At 53.8% G+C, this 13889-nt stretch carries 12 protein-coding genes; 5 read left to right on the forward strand and 7 right to left on the reverse strand.

Features of this window, described 5'->3' with window-relative positions; translation table 11 throughout:
- Window positions 1–10: 10 nt before the first annotated feature.
- The 7 genes from ACN06F_RS10380 to ACN06F_RS10410 all read right to left on the reverse strand — a co-directional run bounded on the left by ACN06F_RS10380 (window position 11) and on the right by ACN06F_RS10410 (window position 7424).
- Window positions 11–1126: an enoyl-CoA hydratase/isomerase family protein gene (locus ACN06F_RS10380; protein ID WP_095603103.1), complete on the reverse strand. Its 1116-nt coding sequence runs from the start codon at window positions 1124–1126 to the stop codon at window positions 11–13.
- 20 nt (window positions 1127–1146) lie between these two features.
- Complete coding sequence (locus ACN06F_RS10385; protein WP_095603104.1) at window positions 1147–2301, reverse strand: acyl-CoA dehydrogenase family protein; 1155 nt, start codon at window positions 2299–2301, stop codon at window positions 1147–1149.
- A 263-nt stretch (window positions 2302–2564) separates the two neighbouring features.
- Window positions 2565–3557 carry a branched-chain amino acid ABC transporter permease gene (locus ACN06F_RS10390; protein WP_038485111.1) on the reverse strand — a complete coding sequence of 331 codons (993 nt, stop codon included), beginning with the start codon at window positions 3555–3557 and terminating at the stop codon, window positions 2565–2567.
- Window positions 3558–3559: 2 nt separating this feature from the next.
- Window positions 3560–4447 carry a branched-chain amino acid ABC transporter permease gene (locus tag ACN06F_RS10395; RefSeq protein WP_433923873.1) on the reverse strand — a complete coding sequence of 296 codons (888 nt, stop codon included), beginning with the start codon at window positions 4445–4447 and terminating at the stop codon, window positions 3560–3562.
- An 82-nt stretch (window positions 4448–4529) separates the two neighbouring features.
- Window positions 4530–5753 (reverse strand): ABC transporter substrate-binding protein, encoded by a 1224-nt coding sequence (locus tag ACN06F_RS10400; RefSeq protein ID WP_038485117.1) that lies wholly within the window; start codon window positions 5751–5753, stop codon window positions 4530–4532.
- 136 nt (window positions 5754–5889) lie between these two features.
- On the reverse strand, window positions 5890–6639 hold the full coding sequence (locus ACN06F_RS10405; RefSeq protein ID WP_038485120.1) for an ABC transporter ATP-binding protein: 750 nt from the start codon (window positions 6637–6639) through the stop codon (window positions 5890–5892).
- Window positions 6636–7424 (reverse strand): ABC transporter ATP-binding protein, encoded by a 789-nt coding sequence (locus tag ACN06F_RS10410; RefSeq protein ID WP_433923874.1) that lies wholly within the window; start codon window positions 7422–7424, stop codon window positions 6636–6638. Before ACN06F_RS10410 ends, ACN06F_RS10405 begins: the two co-directional genes overlap by 4 nt.
- Window positions 7425–7784: 360 nt before the next feature.
- On the opposite strand from ACN06F_RS10410, the gene ACN06F_RS10415 reads away from it, so the two are divergent.
- Genes ACN06F_RS10415 through ACN06F_RS10435 form a run of 5 tightly spaced genes read left to right on the forward strand, consistent with a single transcriptional unit; the run spans window position 7785 to window position 13887 of the window.
- A complete protein-coding gene (locus ACN06F_RS10415) occupies window positions 7785–8198 on the forward strand; it encodes a MerR family transcriptional regulator (protein ID WP_009724565.1) in 414 nt (137 codons plus the stop codon).
- Between the two features lie 20 nt (window positions 8199–8218).
- The gene (locus ACN06F_RS10420; protein ID WP_038485126.1) at window positions 8219–9388 is read left to right on the forward strand and encodes an isovaleryl-CoA dehydrogenase; all 1170 of its coding nucleotides are present in this window, start codon (window positions 8219–8221) and stop codon (window positions 9386–9388) included.
- Window positions 9389–9398: 10 nt separating this feature from the next.
- Window positions 9399–11006 (forward strand): carboxyl transferase domain-containing protein, encoded by a 1608-nt coding sequence (locus ACN06F_RS10425; RefSeq protein ID WP_287706017.1) that lies wholly within the window; start codon window positions 9399–9401, stop codon window positions 11004–11006.
- An 11-nt stretch (window positions 11007–11017) separates the two neighbouring features.
- Window positions 11018–11851 carry an enoyl-CoA hydratase/isomerase family protein gene (locus ACN06F_RS10430; RefSeq protein WP_038485132.1) on the forward strand — a complete coding sequence of 278 codons (834 nt, stop codon included), beginning with the start codon at window positions 11018–11020 and terminating at the stop codon, window positions 11849–11851.
- Window positions 11848–13887, forward strand: a complete 2040-nt coding sequence (locus ACN06F_RS10435; RefSeq protein WP_038485134.1) for an acetyl/propionyl/methylcrotonyl-CoA carboxylase subunit alpha — start codon at window positions 11848–11850, stop codon at window positions 13885–13887. Before ACN06F_RS10430 ends, ACN06F_RS10435 begins: the two co-directional genes overlap by 4 nt.
- The last annotated feature ends 2 nt before the right edge of the window (window positions 13888–13889 follow it).

Genomic DNA, 13889 nt, shown 5'->3' on the forward strand with positions numbered 1-13889 from the left:
AAGAAATAGCTTAGTGAAGATCCGCCAGAGGGCTCTTTTGCCACGGCGAAGCCAGCAGCTCATCGATAAAAGTTTGTTCGACGGACGCGACATCTGGGTATTTCCAGGCAGGCTTACCGTCTTTATCGACCAACAGCGCACGTACGCCTTCGGGGAACTCCTGATGGCGGCAACACTGCACTGAAAGCGCCAGCTCAAACTGAAACACCTCAGCCAACGACATGTGCTTGGCACGTTTTAGCTGCTCATCAATCAGCTTCACTGATACGGGGCTGCCGTGGGAAAGCGTTTTCTGCGCTTTGCTGAACCATTTGTCGTCACTGCGAACCGCCAGTACGGCATCCACGGTTTGCTCAACCGTATCGTGATCCATTAGCTCACGAATCAATGCGGCGGATTTTTGAACCGGCGATTCCAGCTCGGCGAATACCTCTTGAGACGCTTGTTCAAACTCGCGCAGCACGCGATTGACGACACCATGGGCGTCAGTTTGCTTTCCTTCTCCCCAGGTGGCATCCATCAGTTTTTGAGCCAGATCTGCGCGGTAATGGCTAGCAATCGCGCGATCAGCCAGGCCGAGATGAACGGCATCTGGCGCGTTAATTTGACTGCCGGTCATGGCTAAAAAGCGTCCGGTACCATTTGGCAGACGGTTTAAAAACCAGCTAGCGCCAACGTCCGGGTAAAGGCCAATCGTCACTTCTGGCATCGCCAGCCGAGAGGTTTCCGTCACGATTCGGTGGCTGCTACCGCTAAGCAATCCCATTCCCCCACCCATCACAATACCGCTGCCCCAGCAAATGACCGGCTTGGGATAGGTGTGCAGCAGGTAATCCAGGCGATACTCGTGTTCAAAGAAGCGCTCAGGAAAATCTGGCTCGCCGTCACCTTTAATCGCTTTATACAGATTGACGACATCGCCCCCTGCGCAAAACGCTTTTTCACCAGCGCTATCCAACAGAACAGCGACAACTCGCTCGTCGGTTTGCCACGCTTTCAAGCGCGGCAGAATTTCTTCAATCATCTCTAACGTCAAGGCATTCAGCGAACGCTCGGCGTTAAGCTTGATCTCGCCAATAACATGGCCATCTTGGGTGGCGTGTTCAGCAAACAGTACGCTACTCATTCCATTGTCCTTGTAGTTGGCTACAGCTCAGAGGCACCATCAGAGAGCACGCGACGGGAAATAATCAGCCGCATGATTTCGTTAGTTCCTTCCAAAATACGGTGTACACGAGAGTCACGCACATAGCGCTCCATCGGATACTCTTTAATGTAGCCGTTGCCACCATAGAGCTGCAGCGCCTCATCACACACCTTGAAGCCGACATCAGTCGCAAAGCGCTTAGCCATGGCGCAATAGGTAGTGGCATCGGGGTGGCCAGCATCCAGTTTTGTGGCTGCCATACGCACTAGCTGGCGAGCCGCGACAAGCTCAGTAACCATATCCGCCATACGGAACTGAAGCGCCTGGAAGTCTGCCAAACGCTTGCCAAACTGCTTACGCTCCAGCATATATTCACGGGCTTTGTTGATCGCCTGCTGGGCGGTGCCGATTGAGCAAGTAGCGATGTTGATACGACCGCCATCCAAGCCTTTCATGGCAATTTTAAAGCCATCGCCTTCGTTGCCTAACAGGTGGTTGGCGGGAACGCGCACATCTTCAAAGGTAATCATGCGGGTTGGCTGACTGTTCCAGCCCATTTTGTCTTCCTTACGGCCGTAACTAATGCCGCTTGCTTTCGCATCAACCGCAAAGGCAGAAACGCCGCTGGGGCCTTCGCCCCCAGTACGTGCCATCACCACCAAAAAGTCGGTGCTGCCCGCGCCAGAGATAAACATCTTGCTACCGTTGAGTACGTAGTCATCGCCATCACGCTTGGCGGTGGTTTTAAGCGAGGCCGCATCAGAGCCTGCATTGGGTTCAGTTAAGCAGTAAGAACCCAGCAACTCGCCAGTGGCGAGCTTTTCGCCCCACTGTTCCACTGCTTCAGAGGTGCCGAAGTCAGCCAGCATCCACGTCACCATATTATGAATGGTGAGATAAGCGGTGGTTGAGGTGCAGCCCATGGAAAGCTGTTCAAAAATAATGCTGGCATCCAGGCGGGAAAGACCAAGCCCGCCAACGCGCTCTGGCGCGTAAAGTGAACAAAAACCTAACTCCCCCGCTTTGCGGATAACATCAACAGGAAAGAAGGCTTCTGCATCCCACTGTGCAGCGTGGGGCTCTAACTCGTTCTGGGCGAATGCCCGAGCCATATCGGAAAAAGCGACCTGGTCTTCACTTAACTCAAAATTCATGGCGAATCTCCGCAGCATGCGTCGCTGAACAGCCTTTGAGCAGGCTGGGCAGCTTGGCGTTTGCTATTATCTTTATTAGCCGTTGGCGTTATTGGCAATTGTCTTTACTGGCTATCGTCTTTACTGGCAATGTTGACGTTTACGTTAACTTATATTCTTACTCTGACAGGTGCAACCGGCTTAGCTCACTACCTTTGGCGTAGAGGCGTAATTTGGGTAGAAAAAAGGGTGCCCTAGGGCACCCAATCATCGGACAGAACCGGTTATTTGAAATTTTTGCGATACATTTTGGTGAGCTCACCCACAATGCCGCTGCGGAAGCTAAGTACGCAGACAACAAAGATAATACCCAGAATGACGCTTACCCAGTTACCCAACGGCGACTGTGCCAAAATGTGCTGCAGGCTAACCACAATGCCCGCACCCATAAGGGGCCCAAGCAGTGTGCCTACCCCACCCAGCAGCGTCATTAGGATAACTTCACCTGACATATGCCAGTGTGCATCGGTTAACGACGCCAGCTGAAACACGACGGTTTTAGTAGACCCCGCTAACCCGGCCAACGCCGCAGAGAGCACAAACGCCAGCAGCTTGTAAGCATCAACGTTGTAGCCCAGCGAAATAGCACGCGGTTCATTTTCACGAATCGCTTTAAGCACCTGCCCAAAGGGGGAATGCACGGTGCGTTGGATTAGCGCAAAACCAAATATGAAGATGGCAAAAACGAAGTAATACATCGCCAGGTTGCTGCTCAAACTGATTACGCCAAACAAGTCACCGCGTGGCACGCCATGCAGGCCATCCTCACCACCGGTAAACGATGACTGAACAAAGACGAAAAACATCAGCTGAGCCAGTGCCAATGTCACCATGGCAAAGTAAATGCCCTGACGCCGGATCGAAAGCACCCCGAATAACAGCCCTAACAGGGTTGCCATTAAGGTGCCCGCAATAATCCCCACCTCTGGCGTTAGCCCTGGATAGCTTGCCAACAAGTAGCCGGTAACATAACCACCGGTGGCTAAAAATGCCGCGTGCCCGAACGAGAGCAACCCCGCATAGCCCAGCAACAAATTAAAGGCGCAGGCAAAAAGCGCGAAGCATAGAATTTTCATTAGAAAAACGGGATAGGCCAAAAAAGGAGCGACTAACCCGATGGCCAAGAGCGCTATATAAAACATGTTACGGCGCATTTTGGCCCGCTTCTGTCGCTCTTTTACGGCTGATGGCGCATTGAGTGCTTGAGAGTCTGCCATGGTTATGCCTCCTTACCGAACAGCCCAGCGGGGCGTAACATGAGCACCAATATCATCACCAAGAAGATCACGGTATTGGAGGCTTCGGGGTAATACACTTTGGTTAAGCCTTCGATGATCCCCATACCCAGACCAGTAAGAATCGCACCTAGAATAGATCCCATTCCACCAATGACGACCACCGCGAACACCACAATCAGCAAGCTTGACCCCATGGTCGGTGATACAGGATATAGCGGCGCTGCCAACACCCCCGCAAAAGCGGCTAGCGCTACGCCAAAGCCATAAGTAAGCGTAATCAATAGCGGTACGTTTACCCCAAACGCTTGCATCAGCTGGGAGTTTTCAGTACCTGCACGCAGATAAGCCCCCAACCGTGTGCGCTCAATCATAAACCAGGTAAATAGACACATGGCCAGTGCCGCTATCAGCACCCAGGCACGGTAGGTAGGCAGGAACATGAAGCCTAGATTCAGGCCGCCTTGCAGTGCTTCAGGAGTCGCGTACCGCGCACCCGAAACGCCAAAGAAATTTACCAGCGTGCCTTCAAAAATTAGTGCCAACCCGAAGGTGAGCAGCAGTCCATAAAGATGGTCTAAATGGGCAATGCGACGCAGTAAAAAGCGCTCCATTAACATGCCGAAACCACCCACCACCAGTGGCACCAGAAACAGCGCCAGCCAATAGTTGATGCCTAAATAGCGAAAGCCTAGCAGTGCGGCGAAGGCTCCCAGCATGTATTGCGCCCCATGGGCAAAGTTGACGATCTTCAGTAGGCCGAAGATGACCGCCAGACCCAAGCTAAGCAGTGCGTAAAAGGCTCCATTCACAAGCCCAAGCGTTAGCTGGCCCATGAAAACGGCTAATGGCACGCCGAATATCATCGTCATTGTATGACTCTCCTCGCCGTCAAGCGGTTGGTGGCAAGTTGCCACCAACCAGTTCTAACGTCACTTGCGGTTGTTATTCGACTTAGTTTTGAACCAGTTTGCACTGGCTATCAGAGAGCGGACGGTAGGCTTCATCGGCAGGAATGGTGCTGAGGATTTCATACAGATCCCACTCACCGGTAGACTCTTCCGGTGTTTTCACTTGGGCAAGGTACATGTCATGAATCATACGACCATCTTCACGAATGGAGCCGTTACGCGCAAAGAAGTCTTCAATAGGCATATCAGCCATCTGGGCGCGTACAACTTCAGGGTCGTCGGTTCCCGCTGCTTCTACGGCTTTCAGGTAGTGCATGGTGCTTGAGTAGATACCCGCCTGAACCATGGTGGGCATACGGCCAACTTCTTCAAAGTAGCGCTCTGACCATTCACGAGACTCTTCATCCATGTTCCAGTACCAGCCAGTGGTTAGCAGCAGCCCTTGGGTGGATTCCAGACCTAGCGCGTGAACATCGTTGAGGAAAATCAATAGGCCTGCTAGCTGCTGGCCGCTCTGCGTGAGACCGAACTGGCTAGCGGTGGTGATCGCGTTAACAGTGTCGGCGCCAGCGTTAGCCAAACCAACAATCTTCGCACCAGACCCTTGGGCCTGCAGGATGTAAGAGGAGAAGTCGCTTGTCGGGAACGGGTGACGCACGCCGCCAACAATCTCGCCGCCATTGGCTTCAACTACGTTGGTCACATCTGCTTCCAGCGCATGGCCGAACGCATAATCAGCGGTTAACAAGAACCAGCTGTCGCCGCCCTGCTCTACGACTGCTTTTGCGGTACCGTTCGCCAGAGGGTAAGTATCGTAAACCCAGTGGATGTGGTTTGGCGTACAGTGTTCATTGGTAATGCTTGATGCCGCAGAACCCGACACAATGCCCAGGCCATTGTTTTCTTCAAGCACTTTAGTGACGGCAATAGACACCGAGGACGCCACTAGGCCACCCACCATGTCGACGTTACGCTGGTCGATCCACTCACGCACCGTGTTAGCACCGACGTCGGCACTGTTACGATCATCAGCACTAAAAATCACGATGGGCGAGCCGTTAACACTGCCACCAAAATCAGCAACCGCCATTTCCATGGCTGTTTCGCCACCTGGGCCAGCTAAGTCACGGTAAGTACCTGACATATCTGCCAAATAACCAATGCGTACCTCATTATCGCTAATTTCAGCGTGAGCGGTTGAGACTGCCATAGTAGAAGCGGCGGCAACGGCGATGCTGGCGGTCAGCGTTTTTTTCATAAAGGTCATGTTCGTCTCCTGGCCCTTGAGGCCTTTGTTGTTGTGTTACGACGTACGAATGAAATACTTACAGAGCGTTTAGTGTTGTTAATGCTGTAGTGCACATACTGCGAAGCTGATGCTGCGTTTATGATCTAGATTGGCGTTATACCCCCAGCATAGTGTTGAGATGGTCTCGACGTGACGGAAGCTGCTCAGCGCTAATCTCTTCAACAATTTGGCCGTGATCCATTACAAAATGGCGATCTGCCAGCGGCGCTGCAAAACGGAAGTTCTGCTCCACCAGAACAATGGTCATACCGCGCTCTTTCAGTTGAATAAGCACTTCGCCAAGTTTTTGCACAATAACGGGGGCTAAGCCTTCGGTAATTTCATCGAGCAGCAAAAGACGCGCACCGGTGCGTAGAATGCGTGCCATGGCAAGCATCTGCTGCTCACCGCCAGAAAGCCGCGTCCCCTGGCTTCTGCGACGCTCGTAAAGGTTAGGAAACATGCCGTAGATTTCATCTAAGCTCATTCCACCAGAGCGAACTGTCGGTGGAAGTAATAAATTCTCGTGCACATCCAAGCTGGCAAAAATACCGCGCTCTTCGGGGCAGTAACCAATACCAAGCCTTGGAATATGGTGCGCCTTCATATTCAGCGTTTCGTTGCCATTAATCACAATCGAGCCGGTGCGACGCCCGACCATATTCATAATGGACTTCAGGGTAGTACTACGTCCCGCGCCGTTGCGACCCAGCAGCGTAACCAGCTCTCCACGCTTAACATCGAAGTTCACGCCGTGAAGAATGTGTGATTCACCATAGAAAGCGTGCAAGTCTTGCACTCTCAGCATTTCTAGCGTTTGGGAATCGGCTAGCTCGTTGGTTTCATAGGCTTCAGCGGTATTCATACGGCAGCCTCATCTTCAGCAGCTTCACTGCCCATATAAGCCTCGCGCACTAATGGATTGCGGGAAACTTCTTCATAATCACCTTCGGCCAACACCGCGCCACGGGCTAATACCGTAATACGGTCACAAAGCCTGCTAACCACGCTCAAATTGTGCTCCACCATCAAAACGGTGCGCCCTTTCGAGACACGCTTAATCAGCGCGACGATACGGTCAACATCCTCAGCCCCCATGCCCTGGGTCGGCTCGTCCAACAGCATCATCGTAGGATCAAGCGCCAGCGTGGTGGCAACTTCCAGTGCGCGCTTACGGCCGTAAGGCATTTCTACCGTTAATGTATCGGCGTATTCACGCAGGCCTACCTCATCAAGCAGCTCTAACGCACGCTCATTAAGGTGATCTAGCGACTTCTCTGATTTCCAGAAGTGAAACGATGTGCCTAATTGACGCTGTAGCGCTACTCGGACGTTTTCCAGCGCCGTCATGTGCGCAAACACCGCTGAAATTTGAAATGAGCGCACGAGACCCAGCTGTGCGATCTCATTGGATTTCTTGCTGGTAATGGGCTTACCGCGATAAAGAATTTCTCCACGTGTAGGCGGCAGAAACTTGGTTAGCAAATTAAAAACGGTGGTCTTTCCAGCACCGTTGGGGCCAATCAGGGCGTGAATATGCCCTTCCTGAACTTGAAGATTAACGTCATCCACGGCGGTAAAACCGCGGAATTCTTTGGTCAGCCCTCTGGTCTCGAGCACTGGCCCATTAAGAACATCGTCTGCACGCATGGAGTGGTAAGCCTCTTTTTGTTCTTGTGTTCGGGTGTTCTTGTATCCGGGTGTTGGGTGCTGACATTTCACCAACTGCGTCACCAAGTGAAACTCGTTAGCCGGCAACACACCCTTACCTGAACGTAAGGTGTAGGTGCAAACTAGCAATCACTTGAGGGGTATTACAATTACAACTTTGGTCTACGCTTCTTTAACGTTTCTTCACATTAACAATCTAAATTATTATTTTTCAATAGCTTATAAAAAAATCAAGGAAAACAAAAAAGCACAACTACTGCTTTACGTTAACGTAAACTTGTTTTAGCCTCATGGTCAGTGTTCCATAGGGACATTCCCCTATCGACGAGAACAATGATCATGAGCAAAACCTACACGATCAGTGAATTGGCCAGCGAGTTCGACGTTACCACTCGAAGCATTCGCTTCTATGAAGATCAGGAGTTACTCCACCCTGCTCGCCGTGGCCAAACACGCATCTACAGCAGCAAAGATCGCGTGCGTCTGAAATTAACGCTACGCGGTAAACGACTCGGCTTTTCCTTAGCAGAAATTCGCGAACTCTTTGAGCTGTGGGATGAAACCCGCAGCGGCAGCGAAAAGCAGCTGCATTTGATGCTAAGCAAAATCAGCGAGCGTAAATCGGCTCTAGAACAACAAATGAAAGACATCACGATGGTGCAGCTGGAACTTGAAAGCGCTGAAATTCGCTGCCGCCAGGCTCTTGAAGAACTCAATGAAAAACCTTCTTTAACGACGAAAAGCTCCCTTTAACAATGACAAGGTGATTGACCATGTTTTCACACTATTCAGAACTCAATTTCGGCCTCGACGATGAACTGAACATGCTGCGCGAGCAGGTCAATGCCTTTGCCGCTAGCGAAATTGCCCCGCGTGCTGCTGAAATCGACCGCAACAACGAATTCCCAAATGATCTGTGGAAGAAGTTTGGCGACATGGGTCTATTGGGGATTACCGTATCTGAAGAAGATGGCGGTAGTGGTATGGGCTATCTTGCCCACTGTATTGCGATGGAAGAGATTTCCCGGGCAAGCGCCTCTGTCGCACTCTCCTATGGCGCGCACTCAAACCTGTGTGTCAATCAGTTAAAGATCAACGCCAGCGCTGCACAAAAAGAGAAATACCTGCCCAAGCTGATCAGCGGTGACCACGTAGGTGCACTGGCAATGTCAGAGCCAGGTGCGGGGTCTGATGTCGTGTCAATGCAGCTACGCGCCAAGCTGGATGGCGATCATTACATCCTTAACGGCAACAAGATGTGGATCACCAACGGCCCTGACGCCGACGTATTAGTGGTGTATGCCAAGACCGACCCGGAAGCAGGCTCTAAAGGCATTACAGCGTTCATTATTGAAAAAGGCATGCCTGGCTTCACTACGGCACAGAAGCTCGACAAGCTGGGTATGCGCGGCTCTAACACCTGCGAACTGGTTTTCCAAGACTGTAAAGTACCGGTTGAAAACGTACTAGGTGAGGTCGGTAAAGGGGTTCGCGTTCTCATGAGCGGTTTGGATTATGAGCGCACCGTTCTGGCTGCTGGTCCTATTGGTATTATGCAAGCCGCCATGGACGTCGTGCTGCCCTACATTCATGAGCGCAAGCAGTTCAACCAGTCGATCGGCGAGTTCCAGTTGGTGCAAGGTAAAGTGGCGGATATGTACACCACGCTGAACGCTTGTCGCGCCTACTTATATGCCGTTGCCGGAGCCTGCGACCGCGGCCAGACCTCGCGCAAAGACGCAGCGGGCGTGATTCTTTACTGCGCAGAGAAAGCCACCCAAGTTGCCCTAGATGCCATTCAGCTGCTCGGCGGCAACGGCTATATCAACGAGTACCCCACCGGTCGCCTTCTGCGCGATGCCAAACTGTATGAAATTGGCGCGGGCACCAGCGAAATTCGCCGGATGCTGATTGGCCGCGAACTCTTCACCGAAACAAAGTAAGGGCCGCGCCATGAGCACACTCTCTACACAGATCAATCCCCGCAGCGATGTCTTTCAAAGCAACGCAGCATCCATGCTGGGGGAAGTTTCCAAGCTACGAGAATTGACCGCTGCCGTCGCCCAAGGCGGCGGCCCCAAGGCGCGTGAACGCCACGAGAGCCGCGGCAAGCTATTTGTGCGTGACCGTATCGATCACTTAATTGACGAAGGCTCGCCATTTTTAGAGTTTTCCGCCCTGGCAGCCCATCACGTTTACGATAGCGACGTGCCTGCGGCAGGCGTGGTAACGGGCATTGGCCGGGTATCTGGCGTTGAGTGCGTGATTGTGGCCAACGATGCCACGGTAAAAGGCGGTACGTATTTTCCGCTAACGGTGAAAAAGCACCTGCGCGCCCAAGAAATCGCCCGCAAGCACCGTTTGCCGTGCATCTATCTAGTCGATTCAGGCGGCGCATTCTTACCCCGCCAGGATGAAGTGTTCCCCGATCGCGATCACTTCGGACGCATCTTCTATAACCAGGCCACCATGTCGGCAGAGGGCATCCCGCAAATAGCGGTGGTCATGGGCTCCTGCACCGCTGGCGGTGCGTATGTACCCGCCATGGCGGATGAATCAATCATCGTTAAAGAACAGGGCACGATTTTCCTGGGCGGCCCGCCGTTAGTGAAGGCGGCCACGGGCGAAAACATTAGTGCAGAAGACCTGGGCGGTGCAGATGTGCACGCCAAAATCAGCGGCGTAGCCGACCACTACGCTGAAAATGATGCCCATGCTCTGCAGTTGGCGCGCGCTTGCGTGTCCCGTTTAAATTGGCAAAAGCGCGGCAAATTAGCCATGCAAGCGCCCAAACCTCCCAAACTCGATCCCAGCGAACTTTACGGCATTGTTGGCACCGACCTTAAAAAGCCTTACGACGTTCGCGAAGTGATTGGTCGAATTGTCGATGGCTCTGACTTTGACGAGTTCAAGCGCTACTACGGCGACACCTTGGTAACCGGCTTTGCGCATATCCACGGCTATCCGGTTGGCATTGTGGCGAACAACGGCGTGCTGTTTTCAGAGAGCGCGGTAAAAGGTGCGCACTTTATCGAGCTTTGCGCCCAGCGCAAGATTCCGCTGGTGTTCCTGCAAAACATTACTGGCTTCATGGTCGGCTCTAAGTACGAGCATGAAGGCATCGCTAAGCACGGTGCGAAGTTAGTAACTGCCGTAGCATGCGCCAAAGTACCCAAGTTCACCGTTTTGATTGGCGGCAGTTTTGGCGCAGGTAACTACGGAATGTGTGGTCGCGCTTATGACCCCAACCTGCTGTTCATGTGGCCCAACGCGCGTATTTCGGTAATGGGCGGCGAGCAGGCAGCAGGCGTGCTCTCGCAGGTCAAACGTGAGCAGTATGAGCGCGATGGCCGCGAGTGGAGCAAAGAGGAAGAAGAGGCCTTTAAACAGCCCACTCGCGACCAGTACGAGCACCAGGGTCACCCCTATTATGCTAGCGCCCGCCTATGGGATGACGGCGTCATTGATCCACTTCAAACTCGCGACGTATTAGGGCTTTCTCTAGCCGCGGCCATGAATGCTGAAGTAGAAGAGACGCGCTTCGGCGTGTTCCGGATGTAAGGGCGAACACTATGGCTTACTCAACGCTACTGATCGAAGAAGGCGTGGCGCGCCTGACGTTAAACCGCCCAGAGGTGCATAACGCCTTTGACGACAGCCTGATCGCTGAACTAAACGCCCATCTAGACGAATTGCACGCGCTGGCCAACGCCGGTGACGTTCGGGTGGTGGTGCTTGGCTCTGAAGGTAAGAGTTTCTCTGCTGGCGCTGATCTCAACTGGATGAAGCGCATGGTCGATTACGGCTTGGAAGACAACCTAGCGGACTCACGCAAACTGTCAGCGCTTATGTTCGGGTTAGACACCCTGCCTTGCCCTACCGTTTGCCGAGTTCAGGGAGCGGCCTTTGGTGGCGCGGTGGGTCTAGCCGCCTGTTGCGATCTGGTAATCGCTTCAGATAAAGCTAAATTCTGCCTGTCGGAAGTCAAAATTGGCCTATCGCCCGCGGTGATTAGTCCCTATGTTCAGCGCGCGCTTGGCGAACGCCAAATGCGCCGTTACGCACTCACTGCTGAAGTGATGGATGCGCCAACGGCGATGGCGCTCGGCTTGGTTCACCAAGTGGTGGAACACGATGCCTTGGATAGCGCCGTAGACGCCATGCTCGACACCCTGCTGGGTGGCTCTCCACAAGCCCAACGGGCAACCAAAGCACTGCTGGCAAGCGTGGCTCAGGCACCCGACAGCGACGCCACCCGAGAACACACCTGCCAAGTGATCTCCAAACTGCGGGTGAGCCAAGAGGGTCAAGAGGGCTTAGCTAGCTTTTTTGAAAAGCGCCGCCCTGCCTGGACGCAACCGTCTGGCCTTCAAGAACCCAACACTGCTGCGGAGCCACGCTCATGACGCTTGACCTTACTAAATTCGACACGTTGCTAGTGGCCAACCGCGGTGAAATTGCCTGTCGCGTAATGCGCACCGCCCGCCGCATGGGGCTGAAAACGGTTGCCGTTTATTCAGATGCCGATGCCACGGCTCGCCATGTACGCGAGGCCGATGAAGCCGTTCGCTTAGGCCCTGCCGCCGCCCGCGAAAGCTATCTTAATGTTGATGCGGTTATCGATGCCGCCAAACGCACTGGCACTGGCGCCATTCACCCCGGCTACGGCTTTCTTTCAGAAAACGGTGGGTTTGTTAAAGCCCTTGAGCAAGCTGGCATCATCTTTGTTGGCCCCCCTGCGTCGGCAATTGCCGCGATGGGCGATAAATCTGCCGCGAAAGCGCGTATGGCCAATGCGGGCGTACCGCTGGTGCCTGGCTATCATGGTGACGATCAGGATGATGCGCTGCTGCGCAGCGAAGCCGATAAAATCGGTTATCCGGTGATGTTGAAAGCCAGCGCCGGTGGTGGTGGTAAAGGCATGCGCGTGGTTGAAAGCGGCGAAGGCTTTAAAGCAGCGCTTGATGGCTGTCGGCGCGAATCCAGCGCCGCTTTCGGCGACGACCGTATGCTGATTGAGAAATACTTGGTGCAGCCTCGCCATGTCGAAGTACAGGTATTCTGCGACCGTTACGGCAATGGCGTGTACCTATTCGAACGGGATTGCAGCGTTCAGCGCCGCCATCAGAAAGTCATAGAAGAAGCGCCCGCTCCTGGCATGACGCCCGAACTGCGCAGTGCGATGGGCGACGCTGCCGTTCGCGCGGCAAAAGAAATTGGCTATGTGGGCGCAGGTACTGTGGAGTTTCTGCTCGATGCCGACGGCTCGTTCTACTTTATGGAAATGAATACGCGCCTGCAGGTTGAGCATCCCGTTACTGAAATGATTACCGGCCAGGATTTGGTCGAATGGCAGTTGCGCGTTGCGATGGGCGAACCACTCCCCTGCACACAAGACGAGCTCACCATCACCGGCCATAGTTTTGAAGCGCGCCTGTATGCCGAAGACCCGGAGCAAGATTTCCTACCGGCTACCGGTTTGTTGACTCGCTTCGCCTTGGATTTAGAAGGTGCCGACTTAGATAGCGATCGGGTGCGTTTAGACAGTGGCGTGGAAAGTGGCGATGTGGTTTCCATGCACTACGACCCCATGCTGGCCAAACTGATTGTTCACGGCGCTGACCGGGATGCGGCGCTGGCCACTCTCAACCGCGCGTTGGCGGCGCTGGATGTACAGGGCGTGGTGACGAACCGCGCCTTCCTGCAACGCTTGGCAAATCACCCCGGCTTTAAAAACGTCGAGCTCGACACGCGTTTTATAGAACGCAACGAAGCCACCCTGTTTGCTCCGCGCAGCTACTCTACCGAAGCGTATGCCAGCGCCGCGCTGATCGGCCTGAACCAACTGGCCCAAGAGTGCGAGAGCGACTCTCCTTGGGATCGCCATGACGGCTTCCGCTTGAATGCCCCCCATACCATTCGTATTGCGCTATGTGACCCGGCAAGTGCCCAGGCAGCCGACAGCGACGCAGCGGTGGTGATTGTTGAAGGTAAACGCGAAAGCGGCGAATCGCTGTGGAATCTGACCATTGGTGATCAAACGTTGACCGCTAGCCTACAATCGCTGACAGGTGATGCGGTCGCCGTCACACTAAACGGCCACCGCCGCCGTCTACAGGCACGCCGCGATGGCCATATCGTGGTGATGGCTGAACCCAGTGGCGAAACACGCCTCTTCTGGCGACGCATCGATGCCATTGACCACGGTCACCATGAAGCGGAATCAACGCTGACTGCCCCCATGAATGGCACCGTTGTCGCGCTGCTGGTAGAGCCTGGCGCGGCGGTCGAGAAAGGCATGCCGTTGATGGTCATGGAAGCGATGAAGATGGAGCACACCATGACCGCGCCTGCCGATGGTAGCGTGGAGACGTTCCACTTCCAGTCGGGCGATACCGTGAGTCAAGGTGACGTGCTACTCGACTTTGCCCCCAGCGAATAGGA

The organism is Vreelandella sp. 21 (assembly GCF_050995515.1).
In the GTDB taxonomy this organism is placed as follows: domain Bacteria; phylum Pseudomonadota; class Gammaproteobacteria; order Pseudomonadales; family Halomonadaceae; genus Vreelandella; species Vreelandella alkaliphila.

Bases quoted from the DNA above. Each gene is read 5' to 3' on its own strand.
- ACN06F_RS10380 (WP_095603103.1), bottom strand. From the start codon at position 1,126: ATGAGTAGCGTACTGTTTGCTGAACACGCCACCCAAGATGGCCATGTT.
- ACN06F_RS10385 (WP_095603104.1), bottom strand. From the start codon at position 2,301: ATGAATTTTGAGTTAAGTGAAGACCAGGTCGCTTTTTCCGATATGGCT.
- ACN06F_RS10390 (WP_038485111.1), bottom strand. From the start codon at position 3,557: ATGGCAGACTCTCAAGCACTCAATGCGCCATCAGCCGTAAAAGAGCGA.
- ACN06F_RS10395 (WP_433923873.1), bottom strand. From the start codon at position 4,447: ATGACGATGATATTCGGCGTGCCATTAGCCGTTTTCATGGGCCAGCTA.
- ACN06F_RS10400 (WP_038485117.1), bottom strand. From the start codon at position 5,753: ATGACCTTTATGAAAAAAACGCTGACCGCCAGCATCGCCGTTGCCGCC.
- ACN06F_RS10405 (WP_038485120.1), bottom strand. From the start codon at position 6,639: ATGAATACCGCTGAAGCCTATGAAACCAACGAGCTAGCCGATTCCCAA.
- ACN06F_RS10410 (WP_433923874.1), bottom strand. From the start codon at position 7,424: ATGCGTGCAGACGATGTTCTTAATGGGCCAGTGCTCGAGACCAGAGGG.
- ACN06F_RS10415 (WP_009724565.1), top strand. From the start codon at position 7,785: ATGAGCAAAACCTACACGATCAGTGAATTGGCCAGCGAGTTCGACGTT.
- ACN06F_RS10420 (WP_038485126.1), top strand. From the start codon at position 8,219: ATGTTTTCACACTATTCAGAACTCAATTTCGGCCTCGACGATGAACTG.
- ACN06F_RS10425 (WP_287706017.1), top strand. From the start codon at position 9,399: ATGAGCACACTCTCTACACAGATCAATCCCCGCAGCGATGTCTTTCAA.
- ACN06F_RS10430 (WP_038485132.1), top strand. From the start codon at position 11,018: ATGGCTTACTCAACGCTACTGATCGAAGAAGGCGTGGCGCGCCTGACG.
- ACN06F_RS10435 (WP_038485134.1), top strand. From the start codon at position 11,848: ATGACGCTTGACCTTACTAAATTCGACACGTTGCTAGTGGCCAACCGC.